Source organism: Brachybacterium endophyticum (genome assembly GCF_003130585.1).
GTDB classification, from domain to species: domain Bacteria; phylum Actinomycetota; class Actinomycetes; order Actinomycetales; family Dermabacteraceae; genus Brachybacterium; species Brachybacterium endophyticum.
The window spans coordinates 607,937-629,684 of the sequence record NZ_QFKX01000001.1 but is presented as its reverse complement, the minus strand read 5'-3'; the positions used below and the strand labels follow the sequence as shown (position 1 = coordinate 629,684).

The following is a 21,748-nucleotide window of genomic DNA, read 5'->3' as shown; positions in this document are numbered from 1 at the left end:
CGGCGTTCAGGTTCGGTTCGGGAGTGCGCGTGGACGAAGCAAGGCCCAGAGGGCGACGAGGTGTGGACGCCACGGACCTGGCCCGGGTGGCGGTGTTCGCCGGCATCGTCGCGGTGCTGGGACTGCCGGGCGGCTTCTCGGTGTTCGGCGCCGTGCCGATCACCGCCCAGACGCTCGGGGTCATGCTGGCCGGGGCGATCCTGGGCCCGTGGCTCGGGGCGCTGTCGATGACCGCGCTGCTCACACTGGTCGCCGCGGGCCTCCCGCTGCTCGCCGGAGGGCGCGGTGGCGCGACGGTCTTCATCGGACCCACCGGCGGATTCGCTCTCGGCTGGATCCTCGGCGCCTTCGTGATCGGTCTGATCGTGCACGCGGGCGCCCGCAAGCCGGTGTGGTGGCGCACGCTGCTGGGCATCGTCGTCGGTGGCATCGGTGCGGTCTACGCGATCGGCATCCCCGTGCAGAGCGCCGTCACCCATCTGCCGCTGGGGTCGACCGCGCTGCAGAGCCTCGTGTTCGTCCCCGGTGACTTGATCAAGGCCGTGATCGCCACCCTCGTGGTGAGGACGCTGGTGCGCGCGTACCCGCGCGCCTTCCGGCGGGAGTGGGCACGCACCTCGCGACGCCGTTCCGAGGGGGCCCGGAGCCAGGCGGTCGGGAGCCGGCCGGTCGGAAGCGGGCGATGACACGGATCGTCCCGCTGCGAGCACCCCAGGAGCAGGTGCTCGAGCGTCTCCGCGCGGTGCGCGCCGACGGCGACGTGCCGCTGATCGGTGACGAGCGCTGGTCCGACGAGCAGTGGGGCTCCGTCCGTGACCTGGCCGCGAGCGCTCCCCTTCCAGAAGGAACGGCATGGGCGGCCCTCACCTCGGGCAGCAGCGGGGCGCCGCGCATCGTCGTGCGGACGGCGGAGTCCTGGAGCCGTTCCTTCCCCGCCGTCACCGCTCTGCTGGAGGCGGGCCCGGAGGACGAGGTCCTGCTGCCCGCACCCGCCTCGTCGTCGTTGACCCTGTTCTCCCTGGCGCACGCCGAGGACGGCGGTCCGCGTCCGGTCCTCGGCCGGACCGGAGGCGGTGGATCCGAGGACGACGGAACCGGACGCAGCAGGGCCGGCCACTCCCCCACGGCCGTCCACGGGACGCCGCAGGGTCTGCGCGCGCTGCTGGCCTCGGATGATCCGCTCACGGTGCGCACCGCGCTCGTCGGCGGCTCGGACCTCGACCCCGCGCTGCGCACGGCGGCCGAGGCGCACGGTATCCGCGTCATCGCCTACTACGGGGCGGCCGAGCTGTCCTTCGTGGCCGTCGACGACGGCACGGGGCTGCGCCCCTTCCCCGGCGTCGACCTCGAGATCCGCGACGGTGAGCTGTGGGTGCGCAGTCCCTACGCTGCGCTCGGATACCTCGGCCGGCCCGCGCCGCTGCGCACGGACGGTGCGTGGTGCACCGTCGGCGACCTGGCCGAGATCGAGAGCGGCGTGCTGCGACTGCGCGGCCGCGCCGACGGGGCCATCCTCACCGCCTCGGCGACCGTGGTCCCCGAGGAGGTCGAGGCGGCCCTGCGAAGCGTTCCCGGTATCGCAGACGCCGTGGTCTTCGGGGTCCCCGCCGCGGCCGTGGGTCACCTGGTCGCGGCCCTCGTCGAGGTCGAGTCGGAGGCAACGCACGATCCGGACCTGCGCCGGTCCGCCGAGGCCGCACTCACCCCGGCGAGCCGCCCCCGGCTCTGGTTCACCGGACAGGTCCCGCGCACGCCGGCCGGCAAGTTGGCCCGCGCGGAGGCGCTGCGCCTCGTCCTCGACGGGGAGGTGACCCGCCGTGCCGGATGAAGCCGTCATCATCGCCGCCCGGCGCACACCGATCGCCACCCGCGGCCGGGCGCTCGCGGACCTGCGGGTCGAGCAGCTCGTGGGGCCCGTCCTGCAGGTGGTGAGCGCCGATGCCTCTGCCGCGCTCGGGCACGGGCTCCACCCGGCCGACGTCGTGCTCGGGAACTGCACGGGACCCGGTGGCAACCCCGCCCGCGTCTCGGCTCTCGCCGCGGGCCTCGGTCCCGAGGTGACCGGTGCGACCGTCGACCGGCAGTGCGGGAGCGGGCTCGCCGCGATCATCGACGCGGCCACGGCGATCGGTGCGGGCGACGAACGTCCACGGCTCGCCGGCGGCGTCGAGAGCGCGTCGACCGCGCCGGTGCGCTCGATCGACGGGGTGACGTATGCCCGCGCGCCCTTCGCTCCCGCCGGTCGGCCGGACCCCGACATGCCCGCAGCGGCCGACGAGCTCGCCCGGCACGACGGCATCGACCGCGCGCGGCAGGACGCGTACGCGGCCCGCAGCCACCGGCGCGCCCGCAGCGCACACGAATCCGGACGCTTCGACGCGGAGCTCGTCCCCCTGGGGAGCGCCACGGACGACGACGCGATCGGCCGCGCGGAGGCCCTGCTGCCACGCCTGACCCCGCTGGCAGCGGACGGCACCGTCACCGCCGGCACCGCCACGCGGATCAGCGACGGCGCCGCGGCGGTCGCGCTCCTTCCCCGCCGGGCGGCGCCCGGGGTCCCCGGCCTCGCGATCCGCGGCCACGCGGTCGTCGGCTGCGACCCGGCCCTGCCCGGGGTCGGTGCGGCGCCCGCGATCACCGCGGCTCTCGAGCGCGCCGGCGTCGGCATCGACCAGATCGCGGCGGTCGAGATCGTGGAGGCGTTCGCCGCCCAGGTCCTGGCTGTGCTGGGACGGCTGGACCTCGCCGACGACGACCCGCGGGTGTGCGCCGACGGCGGCGCCCTCGCGCTCGGCCATCCGTGGGGCGCGAGCGGTGCCGTGAGCGTGGTGCGCCTGTTCAGCCGCCTCGTCCGCGGCGGCGCGAGGCCCGGGACGCTCGGGGTCGCCGCCGCCTCCGTCGGCGGCGGGATGGGCGTCGCGGCCGTCGTGGAGGTCGTCGCATGAACGGCATCGTGCTCGAGGACGCGAGCGTGCGACTGGGCGAGGTCGAGGCGCTGCGGGACGTCTCGCTGACCCTCGATGCCCGGACGACGGCGGTCCTCGGTGACAACGGCTCGGGGAAATCCACCCTCGCGCGCCTGGTCGGAGGGCTGCTCCCCGCCTCCTCCGGCACGGTCGAGGTGCTGGGGCTCGATCCCCGGCGTCAGGCCGCCGAGCTGCGACGCCGGGTCGCGATCGTGTTCAGCAACCCCGATGCGCAGATCGTGATGCCGACGGTCGCCGAGGACGTCGCCTTCTCCCTGCGCGGCGACCGGCTCCGACGTGCCGAGCGGGCGGAGAGGGTGACGGCGGCGCTCGAGCGCTTCGGTCTCTCCGATCTCGCGGACCGTAGCTCGCACGACCTCTCCGGCGGGCAGAAGCAGCTGCTCGCCCTCTGCGGGGCGTTCGTGCGCAGCCCCGAGCTGGTGATCGCCGACGAGCCGACCGCCTACCTGGATGCGCGCAACGCACGCCACGTCGCCGACCATCTCCTCGCCGAGGGTGCGCACCGTCTTCTGCTGGTCACCCACGACCTCGCACTCGCCCGCCGCTGCGAGAGCGCCGTGTACGTGGCCGAGGGCCGGGTCGCGGCCGTCGGCGCGTCGGCCGAGGTCATCGCCGCCTACGAGGAGAGCCTGCGATGGTGACGCTCTACCGGCCCGGCAGCAGCCTGTGGCACCTGCTCGCCACCGGACGCAAGGCCCTCGTCCTGGCGGCGCTGGTGCTCGCGATCTCCCTGCTGCCGCAGGCCTGGGGGCGGCCGACCGCCACGATCCCCGCCGCGCTCTGCCTGGCCTGCTACGCGGTGCCCGGCATCGGCCTTCGCGTTCTGCTCGGACAGCTGGTGGCGATGCGCTGGATCCTGATCGTCACCGCCGTCGGCCAGCTGATCTTCCTGGGCCCGGGGCCCGCCCTCGTGAACACCACCCGGATCGCCGCCCTGATCTCGATCGCGGCGCTGCTGGCCCTGACCACGCGCACCACCGACCTGCTCGATGCGATGGAGCGCGGCCTCTCGCCGCTCTCCCGCCTGCGCATCGACCCGCAGCGCGTCGCCCTGCTGCTGGCCGTCACCCTGAACACGGTGCCCGCGCTCACCCGCGCCGCCGGCCAGGTGCGCGAGGCCCAGCGGGCCCGCAGCGCCCGACCGAGCCTGCGGCGCTTCGCAGTGCCGTTCCTGATCCTCGCGCTCAAGCACGCGGACGAGCTCGGGGAGGCCCTGACAGCACGAGGAGTGCGATGACCCCCGACGTGCACGGCCCGACCGTCGACGACCACACCCGCTGCATCCACTACCGGACGCCGTTGGACATCATCGCGATCCGCTTCGCCTGCTGCGGCGAGTACTACCCCTGCCACCTGTGCCACGAGGAGACCGCCGATCATCCCTCGCGGCCGTGGCCGGAGGGGTCCGAGAACGTGCACGCCGTGCTGTGCGGCGCGTGCCGGCGCGAACTCACCATCGCCGAGTACACGGCCGTGGATGCCTGCCCGCGGTGCGCCGCACCCTTCAACCCCGGCTGCGCCGCGCACCACCCGATCTACTTCGGGTGAGCAGCGGAGGAACGGCGGAGGGAGCGGGATTCGAACCCGCGGTACAGGATCACTGCACAGTGGTTTTCAAGACCACCACATTCGGCCGCTCTGTCATCCCTCCGGGCAGCCGTCACACGGCTGCCGGACGACTCTATCGGATGCAACAGGCTCTCCCGTTCGAGGACAGGATCCGTCCGTCGTCGTCGATACGCTCCAGGACATGAACACGTCGACGACCCTCACCCTCGGCGCCTACAACGCCGAGGCGCAGCATCCCTACGACCTCGCACGGTTCTGGTCGCAGATCACCGGTGGCGACACCCATCCCGGCGGCGACTGCGTCTACGTCGCCCCCGCCGGGCCCCAGGGCTTCGGCCTCTTCTTCCAGCCCCTGGAGGGTGAGCGCCCCGCGCGACAGCTCGCCCACCTCGATCTGACCGTCCCCTGGGGCAGCCGGGAGTCGGAGGTCGAACGTGCCGAGGCGCTCGGCGCCACCGTCAAATGGCACGTCCTGGACGAGCACCCGCACGTGCAGTGGACGACGCTGGCGGATCCGGAGGGCAACCTGTTCTGCATCGCGGAGCATCCGCCGAGGGACTGACCCGAAGGACCCATGATGCGAGAGCGGCTCGCGGGGTCTGGTGGCGCCGGTTCGGGAAGCGTCCGGCGCACACGCAGGCGCAGTCCAGCTGCGGCTGGTCGTGTGATGCTCATGCGACTGAATCGACTGACCCACACCGCGCGAGCAGCTCTGCGGACCGACCGAGGACGTCAGGCGGCCGGGCGGGCGACCGACGTCATGGCGGGCACCGCCCGCCGGTACGCGCCGAAGCACCGCCGCAAGATCGACAAGGCCGAGCAGTCCGCTCGCTCCTACATCGAGCGCGGCGGGCAGAGGGACCTGCGCTGATCAGCACAGCTTCCGCGCGCTCTTCGCGGACAGCGCCGCCACGGCGAGCGCTCGCGCGTACCCCGCCTGGTCCAGAAGGTGCAGGCGATCCCCGCCCTCGCGCTTCTCGCCGTCGTACAGATCGGTGCCGGGATCTCGCCGTCCCCACAGCCGGTCCGCGTAGGCCCGCGCGATCGAGCGGCCGGGGATGCGATCACCGATGAAGGCTTCGGCCATCACCAGGTTCGACGTCAGGATCGCAGCGAACTGCAGCGGCTCCTGATCGAGCCCGCCACCGTCCTCGTAGGGGCCGAAGTGGCTGGCCACGGCGTCGGCCAGGTCGATCGCGCGGTCACGGTGCTCCTGCCGGCCGGTGATCTCGTACAGCAGGACCTCCGCCCCCAGCGGGACGCCCTGGTTGTAGCTCCAGGTCGTGCGGTCGATGGCGCCATCGGGCCCGATGTTGTCCCAGAACAGGCCGTCGGCCGAGAGCAGTGTGTTGCGGGTTCAGGTCATCCAGCGCTGGGCATCGCGCAGCATCGTGTCCTCCCCCGTGAGCACGTGCAGACGCAGGGCCAGCTTGGCGGAGGGGACCGTGGAGACGGTGTTGCGCCCGCTCTCCTCACCCGCCTGCGTCCAGAAGATGCCGCCGGGGCTGGGGGCGTCGGGATCCGTGTCCTCCCCCGAGCGCAGCAGCTCGAGCACGGCGCGGGCACGGCCGAGGTCACCGCGACGACCGTTCGTCATCAGGTGCTCCTCGACCTCCTGCAGGCCCACCCAGGCGTTGTCGTCGTAATACATGTCGCCGTGGGGCCCCTGCTCGGCGTCGCAGGCTGCGGTGTATCCCGGCAGGTCGGTCTCCCCTCCCGCCGGGTACCAGTAGGCCTCCTGGGCACGCTCGAGGGAGGCGACGAACGCGTTCACGGCCCGTGGCGGGGTCGGCAGCGCATAGGACAGTTCGCACGCGGCCGCGCGCGCCTGCGAGAGCGGCCAGCAGTAGGAGTAGTCGGGGTCTCCGTCGCGCCGTGGGTACAGCTCGGAGAGCATCTCGCTCGGAGCGTCCTGCGAGAAGTTCAGGCGCAGCGCCTCGACCGCTCGCCGGGCGCGCTGCCGCCGCTCAGCACCGCTGACCTGCGCTCCGGCTCGGCCCGACCCGGTGGGAGCGGCAGGAGCGGCCGACGCGGCCGACGCGGCCGGGGCAGCAGCGGCAGCGGCTGCGGGCAGCGCCACCGCGGAGCAGGCAGCCGCTCCCAGCAGGGCGCGTCGTCCGGGGCGCGGGTCAGCGGGGCGGATCCGGTCGGGACGGGCCCGGTCGGTGCGGGTCCGGTCTTGGCGGCTTCGGTCTGCGGGGCCACGATCTGCTCGGACCCGGTCGTGCATCGGCTCGTCCACGATCACTCCTCCTCGAGTGCGTCCGACGGGGGACCCCGCGGGATCGCCGCTCACGCTAGACCGGGCGAGCACGAAGGTCCCCCGAACCGTCGAACCGTTCCGATACCTGGTGATTCCTCCGATTCCGGCCGCGTCCCGTCCTCAGCGCGGCCGCGTACCGTGGCGTCCATGCGCGCCATCACCGTCACCGACGATCACCAGCTCGAGCTCTCCGACCTCCCCGAGCCCGTCCCCGCCGAGGGCGAGGTGCTGGTGGACGTGATCGCGGCCGGCGTGAACCGCGCTGACCTCGCCCAGGCCGCCGGGCACTACCCGCCGCCCCCAGGCGCCTCCGAGCTGCTCGGCCTCGAGGTCTCGGGCCATCGTCGCGACACCGGCGAAGCGGTGGTCGCCCTGCTCGCCGGTGGCGGCTACGCCGAGGTGGTGGCCGTGCCCGAGGAGCAGCTGCTGCCCGCCCCCTCGGACCTGGACCTGCGCGATGCCGCCGGCCTGATCGAGGTCGCGGCCACCGTCGTCTCCAACCTCGTGGTCGAAGCCGACCTCCAGCCCGGCGGCGGCTCCAGCTCTCCGTGGCCGCGTCTCCAGGGCGAGCCCGCCCCCGAGCCGCAGACGCTCCTGGTCCACGGCGGCACCGGCGGGATCGGTTCCTTCGCCCTGCAGTTCGCCCGCGCCCTGGGCCTGCAGGTCTGGACCACCGTCGGCTCCGACAAGGCCGTTGCCACGGCCCGTGAGCTCGGCGCGGACCTCGCCTGGAACCGTCGGACCGCCGATGTGCCCGCCGCCGTCCGCGAGGCCGGCGGTGCCGACGTGATCCTGGACGTCGTGGGCGGGCCGACGCTGATGGACAACGTGTCCATGCTGCGCGAGCACGGGCGGCTGGTCGTCATCGGCACCATCGGCGGGCCCCGAGGGGAGCTCGACTTGGGCGCGCTGATGGCGCGGCGATCGCGGGTCATCGGCACGACGCTGCGCTCGCGCTCGTCGGCCGAGAAGCACCTGATCCTGCAGCTCACCCGTGAGCTGGTCTGGCCGATGCTGGAGGACGGCAGCGTGCGGGTGCCGGTGCAGGCGCACGTCCCGATGGAGCGCGCGGGCGAGGCGCACCAGGTCCTGCAGCAGGGCGGTCACCTGGGCAAGGTCATCCTCGACGTCAGGGCCTGAGCGCCGCGGGGCGTGCGCGGTGAGCGAGGCCCGCGGGCCCGTCAGTCGACGACGCTGCGCAGCACCTCGGCGGCGCCGTCGTGCCAGACGTCCAGCGTCACCAGGTCGGCGTTCTCCTTGACCCCGTCGACCGCCTGCCCCATGGCGATGCCCACGCCGGCCCAGCGCAGCATCTCGACGTCGTTGAAGCCGTCGCCCACCGAGACCGTGCGGCCCTGCTCGATGTTCAGGCGGGCTCGCACGGACTCCAGCGCGGTCGCCTTCGAGACGCCGGGCGCGGCCATGTCGAGCCAGGCCGTCCAGCCGATCGCGTACTGCACCCCGTGCACCCCGGACTGCTCGATGAGCTGCGCGAACTCCTGTGGCGTGAGGTCTGGGACGTGCACGACCACGCGCACGGCCTCGAGGGTGAGCAGGTCGTCGAGCTCGGTGGCCCGGGCCTCGACGCCGAAGCTCGCGTCCTGGAATCCGGGCGTGGCGTAGAAGGCGCCGTCGACGGTCTCGACCGCGTAGTGGGCCTCAGGAGCGACCTCGCGCAGCGTGCTCAGGGCCTCCTCGGGCTGGAAGGCACGAGTCTCCAGCACGCGCCAGCCGTCCTCCGCCTCGGGGTCGAGCTCCACGGTCACCGCGCCGTTCGAGCACACGGCGAAACCGCGCTCGATCCCGGCCATCCGCGCGATCGGCAGCGTGGCGCCGAGAGAACGCCCCGTCGCGATCACCACGCGGTGGGCGGACGCGGCCGTGATCAGGGCGTCGTGCACCCCCTCGGACATGACGCCGTCGTGGTCCACGAGGGTCCCGTCGACATCGAGCCCGAACAGCAGGGTCCCCTCGCGCAGCGATTCGAGGGCCCGGTGCAGCTTCCGGCGCGTGTGCTCGGTCGCGGCGCTGCTCTCGGGCGCGGAATCGATGTCGGTCATGCCCACGAGGTTGTCATCTCTCCTCGGCGTACGGGGGAAGGGCAGGCGTCGGCGCAGTCGACGCCACACCCCGGGCGTGCGGGAACGTCCTCGACCCATCTCAGGCCTGCACCTCGAAGACCTCGCGGCCGCCGAGGTAGGGCCGCAGCCCCTCGGGCACGATCACGGACCCGTCGGCCTGCTGGTGGTTCTCCAGGATCGCGGCGATGAAACGCGTGGTCCCGAGCGTGCCGTTGAGAGTCGCGACGTGGCGCAGTCCGTCCTCGGCGCGCTCACGGATGTTCAGCCGACGGGCCTGGAACTGGGTCGTGTTCGAGGTCGAGGTGAGCTCGCGGTAGGTGTCCTGGCTGGGCATCCACGCCTCGCAGTCGAACTTGCGGGCCGCGCTCGTGCCGAGGTCGCCGGCGGCGGTGTCGATGATGCGGTAGGGCACGTCGATCCGCGCCATCATCTCCCGCTCCCAGTCCAGCAGGCGCTCGTGCTCCTCGTAGGAGTCCTCGATCCGGCAGAACGAGAACATCTCGACCTTCTGGAACTGGTGGACGCGGATGATCCCGCGGGTGTCTTTCCCGTAGCTCCCCGCCTCGCGGCGGTAGCAGGTCGACCAACCGGCGTAGCGCAGCGGGCCGTCCGAGAGGTCCAGGACCTCGTCGCGGTGGTAGCCCGCCAGCGCGACCTCGCTCGTTCCCACCAGGTAGAGGTCGTCGTCCTTGTCGAGGTGGTAGACCTCGTCGGCGTGCTCGCCGAGGAAGCCCGTGCCCTCCATCGCCTCCGGGAGCACCAGGCTGGGCGTGATCATCGGCGTGAACCCGGCCTTCGTGGCCTGGTCGATCGCCGAGTTGAGGATCGCGAGCTCGAGCTGGGCGCCGATGCCGCGCAGGAAGTAGAAGCGGGCCCCGGAGACCTTCGCGCCGCGTGCCATGTCGAGTGCGCGCAGCCCCTCGGCGATCTCCAGGTGGTCCTTGACCTCGAAGTCGAAGGTCGGGTTCTCGCCGACGGTCTCGCGGACGACGAAGTCCTCCTCGAGACCCTCGGGGGCACCCTCGGCGACGTTGGGGATGACGCGCAGGGCGCGGTCGCGGGCGGCGGAGGCCTCGTCGGCCTCGGACTGCAGCGTCTTCACGCGTGCAGCGAGATCCTTGACCTGCGCGAGCAGCTGCTGCTTCTCCTCGCCCTGGGCCTGCGCGACCTGCTTGCCGAAGGACTTCTGCTCGGCGCGCGCGTTCTCGAAGGAGGTGGTCGCCTCGCGCCAGCGCGCATCGGCCTCGAGCACGGCATCCACGGTGGAGGGGTCGCGCCGACGGGCCTTCTGGGCGTCACGGACCAGGTCGGGATTCTCGCGCAGGAGCCGCAGATCGATCATGCCTCCAGCGTACCGGGGGCGGCGGGGTGATCTGACGGGGTGGGGACGACGGGGTGGGGAGGACGGCGTGATCGGAGGCGGTGATCGGGCTGGGAAAGGGGGATGCCAGGTGTGTCCGGGTTCGGGTTCGTGTTCGGGTTCGCGTCCGGGTTCAGGTTCGAGTTCCGGGGTCTCGTCAGTGTCCGTATCCGCGCGGGTCCTCCCCCAGCCGGGTTCTCCACATCCGGCGGGCAGTCGTCCCACCGCTCGCCGCGGCGCCCTAACGTGGGTGGCGACGAAGAGAAACGCAGGTGAAGACCGGATCTGGACGGGCGGAGGTGACCGGGATGAGCGCACAGGCGGCGCATCGTGATCACACGACAGCACACCGGGCGGCGGCGTCCGGGCAGGAAGCGGAGTTCGCCGCGCTCGACCACATGTCGGCCCCGTCGTTCGCGCTGCCGGCCGCTCCGGAGGTCGCAGAGGATCCGCAGCAGAAGCTCGCGCGGGCGCACGCTCTGATCGAGGAGGCGTACACCTCCCTCGCGGATCCCGCGTCGCAGCAGCCCGCCGATCTCGACGCGCTGCTCGGGACGATCGAGACGAGCGAACGGATCCTCGCGCTCACCGGCGCCACCCAGATGCGGGCGTCGGTCGCTTTCCGTGAGGCCAGGATCGCCCAGCAGCGGGCGGCCGGCATTCCGCGTCAGGACCTCGGAAAGGGCGTGCCCCAGGAGATCGCCCTGGCCCGCCGTTCCTCCCCCGCCCGCACGGCGAACAAGCTCGCCCTCGAACGGGTCGTGGTGGACTCGATGCCCTCGACCCTCGACCTGCTGGCTCGCGGCGAGATCAGCTCCTGGACGGCCGACGAGGTGGCCAAGGCGGCGCTCTGCCTCGATGACGAGGACCGAGCGCAGGTCGACCGTGACATCGCCGAACAGCTGCCCACCCTCTCGCCCCCGCGCGCAGGAGCCCTGGCCAGGGCCCGCGCCGACGAGATCGACCAGCGTGCCGCCCTCGCGCGCCACGAGCACGAGGCAGCGGACAGCCGCGTCACGATCCGCCCCGCATCCGATGCGATGGTGCACCTCAGTGCGCTGATGCCGATGGTCGAGGGGATCGCGGTGTACAAGGCGCTCGACGACGCGGCGAGCTCCGCGCGTGCGAGAGGTGAGGCAGGCGGCCGCGGTCGGCACATGACCGAGGCGCTCTTCTCCCGGGTCACCGGACTCAACGCGGCCGACGAGGTGGACGTCGAGATCCAGCTGCTGATGACCGACGAGGCCCTGCTCGGCGACGGGCGCGAGGCGGCCTGGATCGAGGGGACTCCGGTGCCCGCCGAGATCGCGCGAAGGCTCGCCCTGGGCGGTGATGCCCAGGAGTCCGGCGATGGCCGCGCCGACAGTGACGGCCCCGGCCGACGCTTCGTCCGCCGTCTGTACACCGATCCGGTCATCGGGCAGCTGACGGATGCCGATGCCCGGCGCCGTCGCTTCACCGGCCAGGACCGCCGCTTCATCCGCCTCGCCGACCAGCGCTGTCGCACCCCGTGGTGCGGGGCGAGGATCCGCCACCTCGACCACGTCGAGAGGCATGCCGACGGCGGCGCCACGACCACGGACAACGGCACCGGACGCTGCGAGGCCTGCAACTACCTGATGGAGGTCCCGGGCTGGACGGCCAGGGTGACGAGATCCGGCCGTGCGCCGGCTGCGGACAGGTCGCTCGCCCTGACGACACCCAGCGGGCGCACGTACACCAGCACCGCCCCGCCGCTGCGCAGACCTCGGGCCCGATCCGACATCGGCGACCGGAAGGATTCCGACGGGACGAGCGGCGTCGACGGCGCCGACGGCGGCTGACCCGGGTGGGTCACATCCCTCACCAGCCGCTCCTGCGTGCCCGGGTCCCGAGGAGTGCCCAGTAGTCTCTGACCATGGATCTGACCGCTGTGCTCGCGATCATCGCGATCGCCCTCATCCTGATCGTCGTCGTCCTGCTCGTGGTGGCGATCGTGAACGTGAAGGCCCAGCGCCGAGCGGTCGACGAGCTCACGCGACGCCGGAGCACGGGGCTCGGAGAGGTCGACGAAGGCCCCCTGTTCTCCCATCTCGCCGTCGTGATGAACCCGAGCAAGCACGATGATCCGGAACTCTTCCGCGAGCGGGTACGCACTCTGGCCGACCGTCTGGCGGGCATCGAGGTCCACTTCCTGGACACCACGCGCGAGGACCCCGGGTACGGGCAGGCGGTACAGGCCCTCGAGGACGGCGCGGACCTGGTGATCGCGGCGGGCGGTGACGGGACGGTGCGGGAGGTCGCCGCGGCGCTCGCCCACACCGGTGTCCGGATGGCGATCCTGCCCGTGGGCACCGGCAACCTGCTCGCGCGGAATCTCGACCTTCCGCTCGACGACCTCGAGAAGGCCCTGCGGGTCGCCCTGCTCGGCCGTGACAGCCTCGTCGACATGGGCTGGATGCGCATCGGCGACGGCGAGGACGCGCTGGAGAACGCCGAGAAGCGCGCCTTCCTCGTGATCGCCGGCGTGGGCGCCGACGCCGAGGTGATCGGCGCGACCGACGCGAAGATGAAGCGCCGGATCGGCTGGCCCGCCTACGTGGTGGCGGGGCTGAACAAGATCACCGGGCGCGCCTTCGAGGTGAGCGTCTCCCTCCCCTCCGGTCGCCAGGCCGACATGGAGGCGCGCACGGTGCTGATCGGGAACGTGGGCCGCCTCCCCGGCGGGATCACGCTCATGCCCGACGCCGTCTCCGACAACCACCGGCTCGACGTGCTCGTGCTCTCCTGGCGCGGCGCCGCCGGACTCAGCCAGATCATCGCCCGGCTCGTGCGTCCGGCGGTGAACCCGCGGCCGCAGCTGTCCACGATGGAGCAGGCGCTCACGACCAGCGTGCGACTGGTGACCTCGAAGCCCCAGCCGGTGCAGCTCGACGGCGACACCGAGGGCCGGGCCACCCACCTGCTCGCCGAGGTCGACCCCGGCGCCCTGATGATGCGCACGCCCGCCCGTCCCGAGGACCGCGCCAGCGACGACGAGGCAGCACGGATCGGCCCGCACGTCTCCGGCTCCGACCCCGTCGAGACCCAGACCCAGCAGGGCGCCGCGGAGAAGTCCTGAGGGTCAGGCCGTCCCCCGGGTCGGCGCCCGCGGGTCGATGCCTGCGGGGCGGCGCCTGTGGGTCGACGCCTGCGGGGCGGCACTCGCGGGCCGGCGCCCGCGGGTTCACATCTGAGCCGGAACGCCGCGCTCACTCCTGCGAGCTGATCAACCGTCCCAGGTCGGCGACCCACCTGCTGGCGTCGTCGTAGGAGGAGTCGGCCGTGGCGGCGTCGACCGTTATGCGCAGGCGGTCCGCGCGCGGATAGGACCCCAGGTAGATGACCTTGGGGCACATGCGATGCAGACCCCGCAGAGCGCTCGCGACCCGGCGATCCTCCAGGTGCCCCTCCGCGTCGATCGAGAACGAGTACCGGCCCAGGGTGTCGCCGATGGGGCGCGATTCGATCCGCGAGAGGTTCACCCCGTTGGCGCTGAACTGCTCGAGCATCTCCAGCAGCGCGCCCGAGCGGTTGTGCGGCAGATGGACGACGAGCGTGGTCTTGTCGGCGCCCGTGCGCGCGGGGATCCGATGATTGCGGGTGACGATCACGAAGCGCGTCTGGGCGCCCACGGTGTCCTCGATGCCGCTCGCCAGCACCTCGAGACCGAAGTGCTCGGCGGCGAGCGGGGAGCAGATCGCGGCGCGTCCCGCGGCCTCCTCCTCGGTGGCCTCGGCGAGCGTGCTGGCGGCGCCGGCCGTCGAGGACGCCGGCTCGATGGCGACGTCGGGCAGGTGCTCGCGGATCCATCCCTGGACCTGCGCCTGCGCGTGCGTGTGGGAGGCGACCTCGCGCACGTCGGCCAGGTCCATGGGCTTCTTGGCCGCCAGGACGAAGGTGATCGGCACGATCTGCTCGGCGACGATCGTGATCCGGTCGTGGGAGGCGAGCACGTCGAGCGTGCCGGAGACGCCGCCCTCCACGGAGTTCTCGATCGGGGCGGTGATCGCATCGATCTCCCCCTCCACCAGGGCATTGGTCGCCGTCGCGACCGAGGTGAAGGGCACCAGCTCGGCGTTCTCGCTGAGCTCCTCGGGCGCCTGCTCGAGGGCCTGCAGGAGCGCCTGATGGGTGAAGGTCGTCTCGGGGCCGAGGTATCCGAAGCGCATGGAGGCAGGGTATCCGCAGGCCGCGGTGCGGAGCCGGTCGGTCCAGGGGGAACCGGTCGGTCCACCGCCGGAGCGGCTCAGCCCATGCCCACGTCGCTCGGCCACGGAGGCGCACCGAACCAGTACCGGCGATGGTCCTCGATCGAGTTCTCGTACTGTCCGCCGCGATGCTCGATCGTGAGGCGAGAGGCCAGATTGCCCTCCTCGCAGGTGACGAGCACCGGATCGATCCCCCGCTCGCGGGCCTCCTGCAGTCCGGCCGTCAGCGCGCCGGAGGCGATGCCCTTGCGGCGCTGTGAGGGTCGCACGGAGTAGCCGATATGGCCACCCAGACGGAGCAGGAAGTCGTTGAGCACGTGTCGGATGGAGAGGAACCCGAGCACCGGGCCGCCGTCCTCCCAGGAGTCCTCGATGATCCACCGGTTCGAGCAGCGCACGCGCCCGGGTGGGAGCGGCACCGAGGGGTCCTCCTCGCCGGACCTCGCGGAGAGGTACCGCACGAACTCGTCCCGGGTGGGCTCCGGGACCTGCCCTGCGATGTATCCGGAGCCGTCGACGGGGCCGCCCGCGAAGTCGAGCAGGCAGTCGCGCCAGGCCTCGAAGCGAGCAGGGTCAGGGGCTGTCAGCCGGATCATCGCCTCACACTAGTGGGCGGCCCGGTGGCCGGAGGCTGTCCCGCTCGGCACCACCCCGCCTGGTGGGAGCGGTGTGCTCAGCACCCAGCGCTCGACGGTGCGAGCGACGTCGGCCGGGTGGCGTTCGGGGGGCTCCGTGCACCTTGCACCGAGTGCGCGAGCCACCGCCTGGGAGGCGTGGTTCTCCGGCGCGATCCGCAGGACGGCCTCGGCGATGCGGGGCTCCCTCGCGGCATGTGCCACCAGCGAGCGCGCGATCTCCGTGCCGAGCCCGCGCCCCCGATGCGGTGGCAGGACCCAGTAGGTGAGCTCCGCCTGCCCCCGCTCGAGGCCGTGGCCGACGAGGTGGAGCCCTCCCCCGCCGACGAGCCCACCCGTCGAACCCCCTCCGGCGGCATCCTCCGCGGCGAACTCCCGCAAGGGCCCGTCGGCGGTCCAGTTCTCGACCCGGTGCAGGAAGGCGATCAGGGCACCGCGCTCCCAGCGCCGACCGAAGACCTCCCGGGCGAGCGCGTCGTCCTGTCCCGCGAGGATCGCCTCGGCGTGACGGGATTCGAGGGGGACGAGGTGCACGGACCGACCGTACCGGCCCGGACACACCGGGGGCTCACCTCCCCTCTCCTAGGATTGACGGGTGATCCCCGCACCGACGTCCCCTCGAACGTCCGCCGTGCGCGCCGTGAGGTCACGGCTCCTCGTGCTCGCGTTCGTGGTCACCCTGCTCGCGCTGATGGTGGCTCCTGCCGGCGCGCGCGCCGACGAGCCCGCTCGGGGGCCCTCGAAGGAGCCGGTCGGCCTGGTGATCGCGATCGCGGGCCTGACCTGGGAGGACATCAGCGAGCAGACGCCGCACCTGCAATGCCTCGCCGAACGGTCCGGCACCGCCGCGATGAGCATCTCCTCGATGACCCCGCTGACCCCCACGAAGCGCCAGGGCATGGAGACCCTGCACAGCGGCTATCTCGGGCTCGCGAGCCAGTCGCACGCGGCCTCACGCTCCCCGCAGCCGGCGAAGGATCTGCTCTCGACAGCGGGCGGGCCCTCCGGATCCACCGACCGTGTGGAGGTCGCGGACCTCGGGGCGCTGCCACCTCGCGGGGCCGACGAGGATCCGGTGGACCCCTCCTCGGCGCGCGGGGAGGCGCTCGCCGAGCTCGATCAGCGGGTCGGTGACCTGGTCGCGGACGAGGGCGGCTGCGACTCCCCGAGGATGAGCCGGGTGCTCCTGGTCTCGGTCGCGCCCTACGACCCCGCCGACTCCCCGGCCGTCGAGGAGGGTCGCGCGGAGGCGCCGGGGCCCGGCCGGTTGCAGGTCGTGATGGATTCCGGATTCGCCAGCGGCTCCCTGACCAGTGGGTCCACCCACCAAGAGGGCGTCGTGCTGCTGACCGACATCGTCCCGACGGTTCTCGCGAGCCACGGCGAGGACGTCCCCTCGGGGCTGCCGGGGCAGGTCCTCGAGGGCACCTCCACCGACGCCACCACCTCTTCCGACTCGTCCTCGGGCGCCGAGGTCGCGAAGGGCACCTCGGGGGTGCAGCTCGCGACGGACCGCTCGGCCGCGAACGCCCAGGTCGACGGCGCGAGTTTCTGGGCGCTCGGCTCCTGGCTCGTGCTGCCCGTGCTCGGCATGCTCGTCCTGCTCCTGCCCTCCCTCGCCCGACGCCGCACCCCGGCCACCTTCTCGCGCGCGGCTCTGGCATGCCTGCCGCTGGGTCCCGCTGCCGGGATCCTGGCAGGGGCGGTCCCCTGGTGGCGCGCCGATCATCCCGCCCTCGCCCTGACCGCGGTGGTGTGGGGCATCGCCCTGGTGCTCAGCGCGATCACGCTGCTGGGGCCCTGGCGGCGACGGCGCTACGGGCCGCCCGGGGTGGCCGGCGCCCTGCTCGCCCTGGTGCTGCTGCTGGAGGTGGCGACCGGTTCCCACCTGCAGCTGGGTGCGCCACTCGGCGCCCAGGCCATCCGCGGCGGACGCTTCTACGGACTCTCCAACCACCTGTCGGGCATGGTCCTGGCCGGCACGATGATCGCTCTCCTCGCCCTGTGCGCGCGCCTGCGCCGGCCCCGCCACCGGGTGCCGGCCGTGATCGGCATCGGTGTGATGGTGATGGCAGTGAGCGCCGCGCCGACGATGGGCGCGGACTTCGGCAGCGTGTTCGTGCTGGTCCCCTCGATCGGGGTGCTCGCCCTGATGCTGAGCGGGATCCGCGTGCGCGCCTGGCACCTGCTGACCATCGCCGTCGCCGCCGTGGTGATCGTCGGCGGGGTCTCGCTGCTCGACTGGACCCGCCCGCCCGAGCAGCGCTCGCACCTGGGTCGGTTCGTGGACCAGGTGCTCTCCGGGGAGCTGATCTCGGTGGTCGGCGGCAAGCTGCAGCAGAACATCGACCAGGTGACGACGTTCTGGCCGCTCGCGTTCGTGCTCGTCCTCGCGATGGTCCTCTGGGTGTGCTCGCTGATCCCGCAGCGCACCGGGATGCACCGCCTGGCTGCCTTCGACGAGCAGCACCCGGTCGCACGTCCCGTGCGGGTCGCCCTCGGGATCGGCGCGTGGATCGGCTACGCCACCAACGACACCGGCGCGATGCTGCTGCTCGCCGCCCTGGTGGTCTCGTTCGCGCTGATCACGGCGATGCTGCCGGATCCGGCCGCACCGGAGGAGCCATCGCCGTCGGCCGCCCGGGGATCAGCGCGCGGCTGACGACGTCTCAGACGACGCCGGCCCCGCCGTCGCGTCGCGCGTCGGCGTCGGCCGCCTCGACCGCGGCCTGGACGATGAACGAGGTGTACTCCCCCGGGTCCATCGGCAGCGCGATCCGCTCCGGGACCTGCGGCACCTCCCGGGCGAGGTGCGCGGCCATGATCACCGCGTGCTCGGGGGCGAAGGCCCCGTCCACGGGCGCCTCGTGCATACGTCGGCCCAGTTCGTGCAGATCGGCCCCGGCGAGCAGGACGACGTCCTCGGGCTCGAAAGCCCCCTCGACCGGCAGGGCGCGCAGGTCCCCGTTCAGGGCGGCGAGGTCGGCGCCGTCGATGTCGCGGGCCAGATCGTGGTCGAGATCCCCGGTGACCGGGAGATCCTCCCAGCGAGTGTCGGAGGTGGAGCTCTCGGCCGGCTCCGGCTCCGGCCCCGGCTCCGGCTCCGGCTCCGGCTCCGGCTCCGGCTCCGGCTCCGGCGTGATCGTCCCCCAGGCATCCGCGTCGTCGTGGAACGTGGCCCTGGCTCCGTCCGGGCGCGGTCGTCCCGAGGGCCTGGGGCCCTCCGCGACGGCGGGGTCCGCCTCGTCGCCCATGATCCGCACGGTGTCCGGCTCCTCGGAGAGCTCTGCCTGCTCGGCACGGGTCTCCGACTCAGCAGCTGCCGCCGCTTCGGCCTCGGCCTCCGGTTCGGCGTCGAGCTCGGCGCCGTCGCCGACGGGCTGGTGACGATCGGACCCGACCGGCACGCCCTGCGCGACGGGCTCTACCGGCACGACGGGCTCGTGCCCGACGGCCTCGACGGCCTCGTTCTCGACGGGCGCCACGGACACGTCGGGCACGGACTCGTCGCGCCCCGCCGGATCCTCGTCCTCGTCGACCTCGGGCGGGCGCACCGTGCGGCGGCGCAGCAGCGCCCGGGTCACGTCGCGCAGCTGCGCGGCGCGGTGGAGCTGCCCCGAGAAGTCCTTGCCGGTGGCCCGGTGCCGCAGCTCGCAGGGCACCTCCTTGACCCAGAAGCCGCCGGTCAGCGCGTCGATCGTCAAGGACGTCTCCACGCCCCAGCCGCCGGCGAGGGGCTGGCAGGCCTCCCAGGCCTCGCGCGTGATGCACCGTGTGCCCGAGAGCGGCTGCCGGGGCTCCCAGCCGGTGGCGCGGCGGATCCCGCTGCGCGCGGTGCGCACGACGACACCGAAGCCCGCGGCGCCGTCCTGCGGGGGCAGCAGGGCGATCGCCATGTCGACCCCGTCGTCCATCACCGCATCCACGAGCGGCGCCGCGTTACGGGCGCTGTCCTCCATGTCGCCGTCCAGGAACAGCAGGGCCCGGGTGGTGAGCGCGCTCGGGGAGATCACGGGCAGCGGCCCGGTGTGGCCGGGCACGCGCGGCTCGGCATGCAGCTCCTCGCGGAAGTCCTCGCCGCCGTCGGCCGCCTCGGCGTCCTCGCGCATGGCGACCACGCGCGCGCCGGTGGCCATCGCGGCGGCCTTCCCGCGATTGGTGCGGTGGCGCACCACGAGGGCACCGGCGCCGGTCGCGACGGCCGAGGTCGCGTCCGTGGACCCGTCGTCCACGACCACCACGACGTCGACGCGGTCGATGCTCCGCGCAGCCCGCACGGTCGCCTCGATGCGGTCGGCCTCGTCTTTCGCCGGGATCACGACCGCGACCGACGACGGGCGATCCGCGGTGAGCGGACCCTCCGTGCTCATCGCAGCGTCACCTGCCGGGCGACGATGCCGCCGCGGGCGCGCCGCTCCAGCACGCTCAGCGGCTCGGTGGTCTCCAGGGCCTCGAGGAAGCGGGTCCGGAAGGCCTCCGCGTGCTCCTCGACGCCCTCGGCGCCGAAGCCCGAGGGCAGGTCCCAGACGGGGATCGTCATCCCCTCGGCCCGGAAGGAGCCGACGTACTTGGTGCCCTCGGCGATGCCGGACTCGCGGCGCGCGTGCAGGCGGGCGACGGCGTCGATCACCCGGTCCTCATCGGCGTCGAGGACCCAGCGCAGGTGCTCCTTGGGGCCGGCGTCGACCCAGTAGGCGTGCTCGAGACCCTCGACGGGGGCCGTCGGCATGATCTTGTCGTTGGACTCGCGCAGGGACGCCTCGACCTCGGGCGTGCGGTCCGCGTCGGGGTCCACCCAGAACTCGAAGGAGTCGTGGACCTCGATGTCGAGGCCGCCGCTCACCTCGAGCACGTCCTGCAGCCGCGGGGAATCGGCGGCGAGCTCGACCGCGGGCACCGGCGACCCGGGCTCCTCGGCGAGGGCCTGCACGATCGCCTGTCCGAAGGCCCGCGAGAGGTCCCCACCGGGCACGCTCGCCTGCAGGCCCACCACGACCGAGCCGTCGGACCGGCGGATCGCCGGCCAGTTCATCGGCAGGATCGTGGCGAGGGTGACCCTCTGTCCGCCGTGCTCGGCAGTGGTGGCCGTGGTGATGGTCGCCGCGGGGATCAGCTGGCGCATCGCCACCAGGTCCTGTTCGTTCGGCAGCCCCTCGAAGGGCCGGAGGACCAGGTCGTTGTTCGGGGCAGAACTCATGGCGGGGAGTCTACCGAGCGCCCGCGTGCTCCATGAGCAGCTCGGCATCGTCCTCCGGATTGGGTCCGATCACCGCGAACCCACAGGACTCGTAGAGCCGGCGGGCGGGAGCGTTGGTCTCGACGACCGCGAGCCGCAGGCGGGTGCCGGGGCGGCGTGCGGCCAGGTGGTCGAGGGCCGCGGCGATCAGCGCCCGGCCGAGGCCGCGGCCCCGGTGGGCGGGATCCACCCAGACCGAGATCAATTCCACGGGAGCATCGGGGTCCACCTCGATCAGGAGCCTCCCGATCGCGGCCGGCACACCGTCGTCCTCCACGACGAAGCCGGTCATCGCCCCCTCGAGCGCGGCGCGCCAGTGGGACGGGGAGTCGGCTCCGACCGCCTCCTCCAGGGTGGTCCCGAAGGCCTCGGGTGCCTGGTCGAGCGCGCGCAGGCGCAGCCCCCGCCAGATCTCCCAGTCCTCGGGCCCGAGTCGTCGCGCGCTGATCACCGGGTCAACCTACCGCCGGACCTGTCGCGCCCACGGCGTAATTCCCTTGCCGCTCGTTCCCGGCCGGATCTACGCTCGTCGGACACAGGGAAGGAGGTGATCCGACGGATGAAGAATTCGCGGACGTGTGAGGTGGCTCGCCGCTGAGGCGACCATCGACCTGACCCGGCGGGCATCCCGCCGACCACCAGATCGAGGGACGTGCAGCGAATCCCACCGAGCTGCCCGGACCCGCAGGCGCCGGACCTCGTCCATCCGGCAGGCGCACCAGCGCGGCCTGCGGGTCCGCCCATGCCCGGGCGCGGATCGCCCCGGGCGCCGCCGACGTCCTCACCGCACCACGGAGCTCAGCAGCAGACTGGTCTCGGAGTTCACGACGCCGTCGATGCCGCGGACCCTGCGCAGCACCTCGTCGAAGGCCGGCAGGTCCGGGCACGCGATCTCCGCCACCAGGTCCCAGCCGCCGTTGGTGGTGTGGAGGTTCTGGATCTCCGCGAAGCCGCGCAGGTTCTCGATCACCCGGTCGGTGGTGCGTCCCTCGACCTCGATGAAGGAGATCGCCCGCACCGCGGCCTCCTGCACGTAGTCCCGCACCCGCACGGTGAAGCCCACGATCACACCCTGCGTGGTCAGCCGCTCGAGACGGTGGGTGACCGTCGCCCGGGAGACGCCGAGGCGCGAGGCGAGCGTCGCGATCGGGGCGCGGCCGTCACGGCGCAGCTCCGCCAGCAGACGGTGATCCAGGTCGGTCAGACGATCACGAGCACTCTCCATGAGCAGAATGCTAATCAGAGGGCCACATTCTGCGCACCGACTTCACAGAAGTGGAGCGTCTCGCCTCTTACTCCTGCCATCTGCGAAATCTACTCTGGCCTGGTCAGGGTCAGGACGTCCGCGATCCCGCGGACGCCGGGCCATCGGCGATGACCAGGAGACG

The 21,748-nt window shown here is 72.9% G+C and carries 21 protein-coding genes, 1 tRNA gene and 1 pseudogene; 12 read left to right on the top strand and 11 right to left on the bottom strand.

Annotated elements, in window-relative coordinates; all coding sequences use genetic code 11:
• The first annotated feature begins 29 nt into the window (after positions 1 to 29).
• The 6 genes from DEO23_RS02750 to DEO23_RS02725 are packed head-to-tail and all read left to right on the top strand — an operon-like array spanning position 30 to position 4,535.
• Positions 30 to 686, top strand: a complete 657-nt coding sequence (locus tag DEO23_RS02750) for a biotin transporter BioY (protein WP_109274452.1) — start codon at positions 30 to 32, stop codon at positions 684 to 686.
• Positions 683 to 1,828: an AMP-binding protein gene (locus DEO23_RS02745; protein ID WP_109274451.1), complete on the top strand. Its 1,146-nt coding sequence runs from the start codon at positions 683 to 685 to the stop codon at positions 1,826 to 1,828. The genes DEO23_RS02750 and DEO23_RS02745 overlap by 4 nt, the downstream gene beginning before the upstream one ends.
• Entirely contained in the window at positions 1,818 to 2,945 is a 1,128-nt protein-coding gene (locus DEO23_RS02740; protein ID WP_109274450.1) for a thiolase family protein, read from the top strand. The genes DEO23_RS02745 and DEO23_RS02740 overlap by 11 nt, the downstream gene beginning before the upstream one ends.
• Entirely contained in the window at positions 2,942 to 3,628 is a 687-nt protein-coding gene (locus DEO23_RS02735) for an energy-coupling factor ABC transporter ATP-binding protein (protein WP_109274449.1), read from the top strand. Before DEO23_RS02740 ends, DEO23_RS02735 begins: the two co-directional genes overlap by 4 nt.
• Positions 3,622 to 4,224: an energy-coupling factor transporter transmembrane component T family protein gene (locus DEO23_RS02730; protein ID WP_109274448.1), complete on the top strand. Its 603-nt coding sequence runs from the start codon at positions 3,622 to 3,624 to the stop codon at positions 4,222 to 4,224. Before DEO23_RS02735 ends, DEO23_RS02730 begins: the two co-directional genes overlap by 7 nt.
• Positions 4,221 to 4,535 (top strand): CHY zinc finger protein, encoded by a 315-nt coding sequence (locus DEO23_RS02725; RefSeq protein WP_109274447.1) that lies wholly within the window; start codon positions 4,221 to 4,223, stop codon positions 4,533 to 4,535. The genes DEO23_RS02730 and DEO23_RS02725 overlap by 4 nt, the downstream gene beginning before the upstream one ends.
• 15 nt (positions 4,536 to 4,550) lie before the next feature.
• Here DEO23_RS02725 and DEO23_RS02720 read toward each other — a convergent pair.
• Positions 4,551 to 4,638 (bottom strand) — tRNA-Ser (locus DEO23_RS02720).
• A 99-nt stretch (positions 4,639 to 4,737) separates the two neighbouring features.
• Between DEO23_RS02720 and DEO23_RS02715 the strand changes: the two genes are divergently transcribed.
• Positions 4,738 to 5,118, top strand: coding sequence for a VOC family protein (locus tag DEO23_RS02715; protein ID WP_109274446.1), 381 nt, complete (start codon positions 4,738 to 4,740; stop codon positions 5,116 to 5,118).
• 111 nt (positions 5,119 to 5,229) lie between these two features.
• Positions 5,230 to 5,427 (top strand): hypothetical protein, encoded by a 198-nt coding sequence (locus tag DEO23_RS02710; RefSeq protein ID WP_133249825.1) that lies wholly within the window; start codon positions 5,230 to 5,232, stop codon positions 5,425 to 5,427.
• Here the strand turns inward: DEO23_RS02710 and DEO23_RS02705 are convergent.
• Positions 5,428 to 6,453, bottom strand: a pseudogene (locus DEO23_RS02705) (glycoside hydrolase family 76 protein).
• 513 nt (positions 6,454 to 6,966) lie between these two features.
• On the opposite strand from DEO23_RS02705, the gene DEO23_RS02695 reads away from it, so the two are divergent.
• Positions 6,967 to 7,959 (top strand): NAD(P)H-quinone oxidoreductase, encoded by a 993-nt coding sequence (locus DEO23_RS02695; RefSeq protein WP_109274442.1) that lies wholly within the window; start codon positions 6,967 to 6,969, stop codon positions 7,957 to 7,959.
• 41 nt (positions 7,960 to 8,000) lie between these two features.
• Here DEO23_RS02695 and DEO23_RS02690 read toward each other — a convergent pair whose 3' ends face one another.
• Both DEO23_RS02690 and serS read right to left on the bottom strand, forming a co-directional pair.
• Complete coding sequence (locus tag DEO23_RS02690) at positions 8,001 to 8,879, bottom strand: HAD family hydrolase (RefSeq protein ID WP_109274441.1); 879 nt, start codon at positions 8,877 to 8,879, stop codon at positions 8,001 to 8,003.
• A gap of 100 nt (positions 8,880 to 8,979) precedes the next feature.
• Positions 8,980 to 10,242, bottom strand: a complete 1,263-nt coding sequence (gene serS, locus DEO23_RS02685; RefSeq protein ID WP_109274440.1) for a serine--tRNA ligase — start codon at positions 10,240 to 10,242, stop codon at positions 8,980 to 8,982.
• 326 nt (positions 10,243 to 10,568) lie between these two features.
• Here serS and DEO23_RS02680 point away from each other — a divergent pair, with 326 nt between their 5' ends.
• Together DEO23_RS02680 and DEO23_RS02675 are read left to right on the top strand one after the other, a co-directional pair.
• Positions 10,569 to 12,083, top strand: a complete 1,515-nt coding sequence (locus tag DEO23_RS02680; protein ID WP_109274439.1) for an HNH endonuclease — start codon at positions 10,569 to 10,571, stop codon at positions 12,081 to 12,083.
• A gap of 74 nt (positions 12,084 to 12,157) precedes the next feature.
• On the top strand, positions 12,158 to 13,360 hold the full coding sequence (locus DEO23_RS02675; RefSeq protein WP_109274438.1) for a diacylglycerol/lipid kinase family protein: 1,203 nt from the start codon (positions 12,158 to 12,160) through the stop codon (positions 13,358 to 13,360).
• Positions 13,361 to 13,490: 130 nt separating this feature from the next.
• On the opposite strand, the gene pheA is transcribed toward DEO23_RS02675, so the two are convergent.
• From pheA to DEO23_RS02660, 3 genes are all read right to left on the bottom strand, one after another.
• Positions 13,491 to 14,450 (bottom strand): prephenate dehydratase, encoded by a 960-nt coding sequence (pheA, locus tag DEO23_RS02670; RefSeq protein WP_109274437.1) that lies wholly within the window; start codon positions 14,448 to 14,450, stop codon positions 13,491 to 13,493.
• Between the two features lie 77 nt (positions 14,451 to 14,527).
• A complete protein-coding gene (locus DEO23_RS02665) occupies positions 14,528 to 15,085 on the bottom strand; it encodes a GNAT family N-acetyltransferase (RefSeq protein ID WP_109274436.1) in 558 nt (185 codons plus the stop codon).
• Between the two features lie 9 nt (positions 15,086 to 15,094).
• Positions 15,095 to 15,658 carry a GNAT family N-acetyltransferase gene (locus DEO23_RS02660; RefSeq protein WP_109274435.1) on the bottom strand — a complete coding sequence of 188 codons (564 nt, stop codon included), beginning with the start codon at positions 15,656 to 15,658 and terminating at the stop codon, positions 15,095 to 15,097.
• A gap of 61 nt (positions 15,659 to 15,719) precedes the next feature.
• On the opposite strand from DEO23_RS02660, the gene DEO23_RS02655 reads away from it, so the two are divergent.
• Positions 15,720 to 17,786: a hypothetical protein gene (locus DEO23_RS02655; protein ID WP_109274434.1), complete on the top strand. Its 2,067-nt coding sequence runs from the start codon at positions 15,720 to 15,722 to the stop codon at positions 17,784 to 17,786.
• Between the two features lie 7 nt (positions 17,787 to 17,793).
• Here DEO23_RS02655 and DEO23_RS16550 read toward each other — a convergent pair whose 3' ends face one another.
• From DEO23_RS16550 to DEO23_RS02635, 4 genes are all read right to left on the bottom strand, one after another.
• Positions 17,794 to 19,494 carry a glycosyltransferase gene (locus tag DEO23_RS16550; protein WP_109274433.1) on the bottom strand — a complete coding sequence of 567 codons (1,701 nt, stop codon included), beginning with the start codon at positions 19,492 to 19,494 and terminating at the stop codon, positions 17,794 to 17,796.
• Positions 19,491 to 20,321, bottom strand: a complete 831-nt coding sequence (locus tag DEO23_RS02645) for a DUF5926 family protein (protein WP_109274432.1) — start codon at positions 20,319 to 20,321, stop codon at positions 19,491 to 19,493. Before DEO23_RS02645 ends, DEO23_RS16550 begins: the two co-directional genes overlap by 4 nt.
• Before the next feature lie 10 nt (positions 20,322 to 20,331).
• Positions 20,332 to 20,811, bottom strand: a complete 480-nt coding sequence (locus DEO23_RS02640) for a GNAT family N-acetyltransferase (RefSeq protein WP_109274431.1) — start codon at positions 20,809 to 20,811, stop codon at positions 20,332 to 20,334.
• Between the two features lie 330 nt (positions 20,812 to 21,141).
• Positions 21,142 to 21,585, bottom strand: coding sequence for an Lrp/AsnC family transcriptional regulator (locus DEO23_RS02635; protein WP_109274430.1), 444 nt, complete (start codon positions 21,583 to 21,585; stop codon positions 21,142 to 21,144).
• Positions 21,586 to 21,748 lie beyond the last annotated feature (163 nt).